Origin of the sequence: Allobranchiibius sp. CTAmp26 (genome assembly GCF_017565405.1) — a bacterium.
Taxonomy (GTDB): Bacteria; Actinomycetota; Actinomycetes; order Actinomycetales; family Dermatophilaceae; genus Allobranchiibius.
The window spans coordinates 107,801-114,150 of the sequence record NZ_JAGEKR010000005.1 but is presented as its reverse complement, the minus strand read 5'-3'; the positions used below and the strand labels follow the sequence as shown (position 1 = coordinate 114,150).

Genomic DNA, 6,350 nt, shown 5'->3' with positions numbered 1-6,350 from the left:
ATGGAGCGCGCCGCGACCCTGTCGTCGTACGGGCCTGGGATGTGTCAGGCGGAGATGGTGCTGGTGTCGATCACGTAGCGGTAGCGCACCTTGCCGTCCACGACCTTGTCGTACGCCGCGTCGACCTCATCGGCGGCGATGACCTCGACGGTCGCGCCGAAGTCGTGCTTCGCGCAGAAGTCGAGCATCTCCTGGGTCTCGGGGATGCCGCCGATGTTGGACCCGGCGACCACCTTGCTGGAGCCGATCAGCAGGCCCGGCGCGATCTCGTACTTCTTGGGCGGCAGACCAACCGAGACCAGCACGCCGCGAGCCTTCAGCAGACCCACGTAGTCCTCCATGGGCAGGTCGGCGCTCACCGTGTTGAGGATGATGTCGAAGTACCCCTTGAGGTCCTCGAACACCTTCCCGTCCTTGGTGGCGAGGTGCTGGGTCGCACCGAGCTCGACCGAGTCGTCGGCCTTGTCGGTCGTGCGCGACAGCACAGTCACCTCGGCGCCCATGGCGGCCGCGATCTTGACCCCCATGTGGCCAAGACCGCCCATGCCGACGACAGCGACCTTCGTGCCGGGGGCGGCGCCCCAGCGGCGCAGCGGGGAGTAGCTCGTGATGCCCGCGCACAGCAGCGGCGCGGCGACGTCGAGACCCAGGCCCTCGGGGATGGTGAGGACGAAGCGCTCGGAGACGACGACACCCTGGGCGTAGCCGCCCTTGGTCTTCTCGCCGTCGTAGCCGACGCCGTTGTAGGTCAGAACAGCGCCCTTGACGCAGTGCTGCTCGTAGCCTTCCTTGCAGAACTCGCACTCGCCGCACGAGTCGACCATGCAGCCGACGCCGACGTGGTCGCCGACCTTGACGCGGGTGACGGCGTCGCCGACCTCGGCGACGACGCCCGCGATCTCGTGGCCCGGCACCATCGGGAAGATCGCGGTGCCCCACTCCTCGCGGACCTGGTGGATGTCGCTGTGACAGATACCGGCGTACTTCACATCGATACGGACATCGTCGTCACGCAGCGCTCGCAGCTCGACGGGACCGGCCTCGAACGAGCCACTGGGCGATGCAACGGACAGAGCAGGGGTAGTTGTCATATCACCGACGTTACGACCGCCCGGGGGGCTCACGCCAATCCGGTGAGCCTGGTCACGCCTGCGGTTCGAGGGCCGCCCAGGACTGCTGTTCCGGACCCATGAGCTGGCCCTCGGGACAGTGCTGGCGGTAGTCGCACCACCGGCACAGCGCCGACGGACGAGGCGCGAAGGCGGCCGATTCGACGCCCAGCTCGGCGTACGACGCGTCGGCCGCACGCAGGTCGCGCCCGATCGACTCCGCCTCGGCGGCCTTGCGCTCCAACGACTCGGGCGTGTGATCGTGGGCGACCACCTCGCGGGTCGGCACGTGGTGCAGTTCGACGCGGGTGCACGCGCGCCGGAAGAGCCGGGCGACGGCCTGGGCGTAGAACGCCAGCGCCAGCGACGTGCGCGCATCGTCGTGCCCGAGCGGCCGGCGCGAGGTCTTGTAGTCGACGACCACCAACTCGCCGTCGCGGTCGTCAAGGCGGTCGATCCGCCCGGTGAGGGCCAGCGTGGCGGTCTTCAGCCCCACAGTGCGCTCGATCCCCGCGGGCTGGGTGCTGCGGTCGCTCTCCCGCAGATAGTCCAGCACCTCATCGGTGATCCGCGCCCGCCAGCGCGCTGACTGCTCGGCGTCGCGGAACCCGACGTCGATCCAGCTGGTCCGCACCAGTTCCCGCACCGCATCCGGCGTCCGGGCGTGCTCGGGCAGATCCCAGAAATCACGCAACACGTTGTGCACGACCAGTCCCACGGAGGTGTGTGCACGTTGCGGGCGCCCGGGTGGGGAGGGCCGGTCGAGATAACGCATCCGGTAGGCGCGCGGGCAGTCCAGCCACATCGACAACTTGCTCGGGCTCGCCGAGTAGAGCCGCGCCGGGAGGCCGGGGATCTCGGTCTGGGTCACGGCCACAGGATCGTGGTCGGGGAGGTCGCCTGCGCGACGATGGTCTCCAGCACCGGCTGCGTCGTGGTGTTCTCGCCGAGCCGGTTGTCCTTGCCGGAGCCGTGGTAGTCGCTGGACCCGGTGACGAACAGTCCGAGCTCGCTCGCCAACTCCCCCGCGCGGCGGCGCGACGCGTCGTCGTGGTCGCGGTGGAACACCTCGATCCCGCCCAGCCCGGCGTCGGCCATCTCGCGGATGACGCTCTCGTCCACGACCCTGCCGCGCTGGTGGGCGAGCGGATGAGCCATCACGGGCACGCCGCCCGCCGCCCGCACCAGCTCGACCGCGCGGGCGGGGTGCGGGGCGTAGTGCGAGACGTGATATTTCCCATTCGATTTCAGGTAGGTCGCAAAGGCCTCGTTCCGGTCCGCGACGACCCCGGCGACGACCAGGGCATCGGCGATGTGCGGGCGCCCCAGCGTCGCTCGGGGAGCCGCTTGAACGCGTACCTGCTCCCAGGTGAGCCCGGTGTCCGGTGTGAGCAGGTCGACCATCCGGCGGGCGCGGTGCTCACGGGAGTCGCGGGCGTGGTCCAGTTCGCGGGTCAGTGGCGCGCTCGTCGGATCGTGCAGATAGCCCAGCAGATGCACGCTGATGCCGCCGGCCGAGCAGGAGATCTCGATACCCCGGACCAGCGCCACCCCCTGCTCGCGCACGACCGACGCCGCCTGCTCCCAGCCGCTGGTGGTGTCGTGGTCGGTGAGCGCCACGACGTCCAACCCGGCCGCCGCGGCGGCGGCCATCACCTGCTGCGGCGCCTGCGTGCCGTCGCTCTCGGTGGAGTGGGTGTGAAGGTCGATGCGCACGCTGTGGACCCTACCGAGGCGGGGCGACACACCCTCGCGTCATCCACCGATGGGCGCGCGGATCTCGTCGGCTTTGTCAGACTGAGGTGATGACCTCGCCACCCGCACCGACCCCCGGCCTACCCGCCGGGTCCGAGGTCACGATCCCCATCCGCCGCCAGGTCACCCCGCCGAGCGTCTATCAGACCGTGCGCCTGATGTACGCCGGCGCCGTCCTCAGCGTGCTCGCCGCCCTCGTGGAGTTGCGTGCGCGTGGCGACATCCGCGCTTCCCTCGTACGCCACAACGCACACACCGGTGGGCGCCGGCTGAACGCTCACGACATCGGCGACGCCGCCGGATTCACCGTGTCGTTCCTGGTGGCAGCCGCGGTGCTCAGCGCCATCCTGTGGTTGGCGCTGGCGTGGGGCATTCGGCACGGTTCGCGCCGGGCCCGCATCTTCGGGACGGTGCTGGCGGTGCTGTGCGTCCTCAAGGTCTACGGGACGCTCACGCAGGGCGGCACTCCGGTGCTCGGGGTGCTCGTCGACCTGGCACAGCTGGCCGTGGCGGTCGCCGTGACGGTCCTGATGTGGAGCAGACGCAGTGCCACCCACTTCGAATCCGCAGCGCCCGATCTAGGGTGACCGGCATGCCGACCGCCCGTGCGCGCCTGGCGCCCCTCCTCCTCGTGCTCGCCACCGGCTCCCTCGCGGCCTGCGGGTCGAGCGGGAGCAGCGCGCCGCAGACACCGTCGTACCCGACCTCCACCGTCGATCTCAACGGCCCGGCCGCAGGTTCCAGCACCAGCGCGTACGCCGGCAGCACCGTCAGCAAGGACAAGTCCTTCTCGACCGTGCTGCCCGTCGGGTGGAAGGCGGTGAAGAGCTCCGTGTCCGGCGTGGTGATCTTCGTGCAGGCGCCGACAGCCACGCACGGGGTGCGCACCAACTTCAGCGTGCTGCGTCAGGCCGCGCCGGGGGTGGCTCTCGCCGACATGGTCGGGCAGAGCCAGGCGAGCCTGCAGCAGAGCGGGTACGCCGTGACGGCCGCCTCCCCCACGACCGTCGGCGGGATCAAGGGCGAGGGGTTGACCGCCACCAAGACGGTGCAGGGCAAGCCGGTGAGTGAGCGGCAGTACTTCGTGCAGCACGGGTCGGCGGTCTACATCACGACCATGACCTCCTCGGCGGCCGATGCCGCGGGTGCGGCCGCTGCGCAGACGGCCATCTTCGGCAGCTGGGCTTGGAGTCGGTCCTAGCCCGGTGCGACGATGCCGGTATGAGTGAGAAGCAGCCGGCGGCCGAACATCGCAGCAAACCCACGAGCGCGCAGTTCCGCTCGTTCGTGGCCTCCGGTTGGGCGCCGCGCCCGGACGAGCCCACCCCGCGCGAACCCGTCGCCGACCACACCGGTGCGCGCCGCGACGAGCTCGGCGCACAGTTCCCCGGCGAGCGGCTCGTCATCCCCGCCGGTGGGCTGAAGGTCCGCAGCAACGACTGCGACTACGTGTTCCGGCCGCACACGGCGTTCGCCCACCAGACCGGCCTGGGAGGCGACCGCGAACCGGACGCTGTCCTGGTGCTGGAGCCCACCGAGGAGGGCCACGAGGCGACGATCTACTTCCGCCCGCTGGCCGGCCGTGACACCGAGGAGTTCTTCGGCGACTCCCGCTACGGCGAGTTCTGGGTGGGTGCCCGCCCCAGGCTGGAGGACATGGAGTCCGAGCTCGGCATCGCCGCACGGCACATCGACGAACTCAAGGACGCCGTCTCCAAGGACGCGGGTGAGGTGACGGTCCGGGTTGTCCGCGACGCGGACGCCGAGGTGACCGCCCTCATCGACGAGATCCGTCAGCAGACGGCGCAGACCCAGCAGCAGGCGGGCGAGGAGGACGGCCGCGACCGCCACGACCTGGACGACGAACTGGCCCGCACGCTGTCCACCCAGCGACTCGTCAAGGACGACTTCGAGGTCGACCAGATGCGCGCCGCGGTCACCGCGACCGCCCGCGGTTTCGAGTCGGTGATCGCCGACCTGCCCGACGCCGTACGCCGAGGTCGCGGCGAGCGCTGGGTGGAGGGCGTCTTCGGCCTCACCGCGCGCCATGAGGGCAACGGGGTCGGCTACGACTCGATCTGCGCCGCCGGCGACCACGCGACGACGCTGCACTGGATCCGCAACACCGGCGAGATCCACGACGGCGACCTGCTGCTGCTGGACGCCGGCGTCGAGGTCGACGCGCTCTACACCGCCGACATCACCCGCACCTTCCCGGTGAACGGTCGGTTCTCCGACGCCCAGCGCCGGGTCTACAACGCGGTGTACGCCGCTCAGGAGGCAGGACTGGCCGCCGTACGACCGGGCGCCACCTTCGCCGACATCCACGCGGCGGCGATCCGGGTGATCGCCCAGACGCTCTTCGACTGGGGCCTGCTGCCGGACGGCGTCGACGTGGAGGCGACCCTGGACAAGGAGACCGGGCAGTACCACCGTCGCTGGATGGTGCACGGCACCAGCCACCACCTGGGCCTGGACGTGCACGACTGCGCGCAGGCCCGCGACGAGGACTACATGCAGGGGACCCTCACCCCCGGCATGATCGTCACGGTCGAGCCGGGCCTGTACTTCAAGGCCGACGACGAGCTCATCCCGCAGGAGCTGCGCGGGATCGGCGTGCGTATCGAGGACGACGTGCTCGTCACGGCGACCGGTCACGAGAACCTGTCGGCGGCCATGCCCCGGACCAGCGCCGAGGTCGAGGACTGGATCTCCCGCGTCTGGGCCGAGCGCTCCTAAACCGCCTCGTCCTGCTCAGGCGTGTCCGGCGTTGTTGCCCGGCTCACCGGGCAGCTCCGGCCCGGTGTCACCGGGTACGGCTTCCTTCGCGTCTTCCTCACTGATGCGCACACCCGCCAGCGGGTCACCACCTGCGGTACCAGGCTCTTCGGCGACGGGCTGCTGGGTGTCTTCGGTCAGATCCTCGGTTCGGTCCTCTGCATCGCTCATGCGTTCGACGCTAACAGCAGACACCGACGTCCCACCGCTACGCTCCCCGCATGACCGCGTCCGCCACGCCGGCAGCCTTCGGCAAGTCCGCCATCTGCTGGCTGGAGGTGGAGGGCCGGGACCGTCCGGTCTGGTACGTGCCGGCGGGCGAGGTCGCCTACGTCGTGTCCGGCCCGGGCGAACAGGAGCTGCCCGAGCTCCCGGCGAGTGTGCCGATCACGCTGCGCGTTAAGGACACCCGCGAGTACGCCGGCAGGTTCACCGCGTCCGCGACCCGGCTCCGGCCGGGGGACGAGGGGTGGGACGACGCCGTCGGCGCCCTGCGGCCGGCACGGTTGAACTCCCCCGACGACGACCCGGTCGCGCGCTGGTCGCAGGACGGCGCGGTCTGGGCGCTGCGGCCGGATTTCGAGACGCCCACGCCGGTGGCACGCGACGCTCCGAGCGGCGCGCGGGAACCCGCCCCGACCTCGGCGACCACCCGCGGGCGGATGCCCGGTCACCTCGGAAAGCGTCGGCGACGCGAGGGTTAACCTG

8 protein-coding genes are annotated in these 6,350 nt (G+C 70.7%); 4 read left to right on the top strand and 4 right to left on the bottom strand.

What is annotated here, in order from left to right; all coding sequences use genetic code 11:
• Nucleotides 1-44: 44 nt before the first annotated feature.
• Genes J4030_RS03880 through J4030_RS03870 form a run of 3 tightly spaced genes read right to left on the bottom strand, consistent with a single transcriptional unit; the run spans nt 45 to nt 2,825 of the window.
• Nucleotides 45-1,091, bottom strand: coding sequence for an NAD(P)-dependent alcohol dehydrogenase (locus J4030_RS03880; RefSeq protein WP_208047892.1), 1,047 nt, complete (start codon nt 1,089-1,091; stop codon nt 45-47).
• A 52-nt stretch (nt 1,092-1,143) separates the two neighbouring features.
• The gene (locus J4030_RS03875) at nt 1,144-1,980 is read right to left on the bottom strand and encodes a PD-(D/E)XK nuclease family protein (protein WP_307864545.1); all 837 of its coding nucleotides are present in this window, start codon (nt 1,978-1,980) and stop codon (nt 1,144-1,146) included.
• On the bottom strand, nt 1,977-2,825 hold the full coding sequence (locus tag J4030_RS03870) for a PHP domain-containing protein (protein ID WP_208047891.1): 849 nt from the start codon (nt 2,823-2,825) through the stop codon (nt 1,977-1,979). Before J4030_RS03870 ends, J4030_RS03875 begins: the two co-directional genes overlap by 4 nt.
• Nucleotides 2,826-2,914: 89 nt before the next feature.
• Between J4030_RS03870 and J4030_RS03865 the strand changes: the two genes are divergently transcribed.
• From J4030_RS03865 to J4030_RS03855, 3 genes are read left to right on the top strand one after another with little or no spacing between them, the layout of a single operon-like run.
• Complete coding sequence (locus tag J4030_RS03865) at nt 2,915-3,451, top strand: hypothetical protein (protein ID WP_208047890.1); 537 nt, start codon at nt 2,915-2,917, stop codon at nt 3,449-3,451.
• Between the two features lie 5 nt (nt 3,452-3,456).
• A complete protein-coding gene (locus J4030_RS03860; RefSeq protein WP_208047889.1) occupies nt 3,457-4,065 on the top strand; it encodes a DcrB-related protein in 609 nt (202 codons plus the stop codon).
• Between the two features lie 20 nt (nt 4,066-4,085).
• Nucleotides 4,086-5,603, top strand: a complete 1,518-nt coding sequence (locus J4030_RS03855; RefSeq protein ID WP_208047888.1) for an aminopeptidase P family protein — start codon at nt 4,086-4,088, stop codon at nt 5,601-5,603.
• 15 nt (nt 5,604-5,618) lie between these two features.
• On the opposite strand, the gene J4030_RS03850 is transcribed toward J4030_RS03855, so the two are convergent.
• Nucleotides 5,619-5,813, bottom strand: a complete 195-nt coding sequence (locus tag J4030_RS03850; RefSeq protein WP_208047887.1) for a hypothetical protein — start codon at nt 5,811-5,813, stop codon at nt 5,619-5,621.
• A 50-nt stretch (nt 5,814-5,863) separates the two neighbouring features.
• Here J4030_RS03850 and J4030_RS03845 point away from each other — a divergent pair, with 50 nt between their 5' ends.
• Complete coding sequence (locus J4030_RS03845; protein WP_208047886.1) at nt 5,864-6,346, top strand: hypothetical protein; 483 nt, start codon at nt 5,864-5,866, stop codon at nt 6,344-6,346.
• The last annotated feature ends 4 nt before the right edge of the window (nt 6,347-6,350 follow it).

Coding starts and splice junctions, on each gene's coding strand:
- J4030_RS03880 (WP_208047892.1), bottom strand. CDS start 1,091: ATGACAACTACCCCTGCTCTGTCCGTTGCATCGCCCAGTGGCTCGTTC.
- J4030_RS03865 (WP_208047890.1), top strand. CDS start 2,915: ATGACCTCGCCACCCGCACCGACCCCCGGCCTACCCGCCGGGTCCGAG.
- J4030_RS03860 (WP_208047889.1), top strand. CDS start 3,457: ATGCCGACCGCCCGTGCGCGCCTGGCGCCCCTCCTCCTCGTGCTCGCC.
- J4030_RS03855 (WP_208047888.1), top strand. CDS start 4,086: ATGAGTGAGAAGCAGCCGGCGGCCGAACATCGCAGCAAACCCACGAGC.
- J4030_RS03850 (WP_208047887.1), bottom strand. CDS start 5,813: ATGAGCGATGCAGAGGACCGAACCGAGGATCTGACCGAAGACACCCAG.
- J4030_RS03845 (WP_208047886.1), top strand. CDS start 5,864: ATGACCGCGTCCGCCACGCCGGCAGCCTTCGGCAAGTCCGCCATCTGC.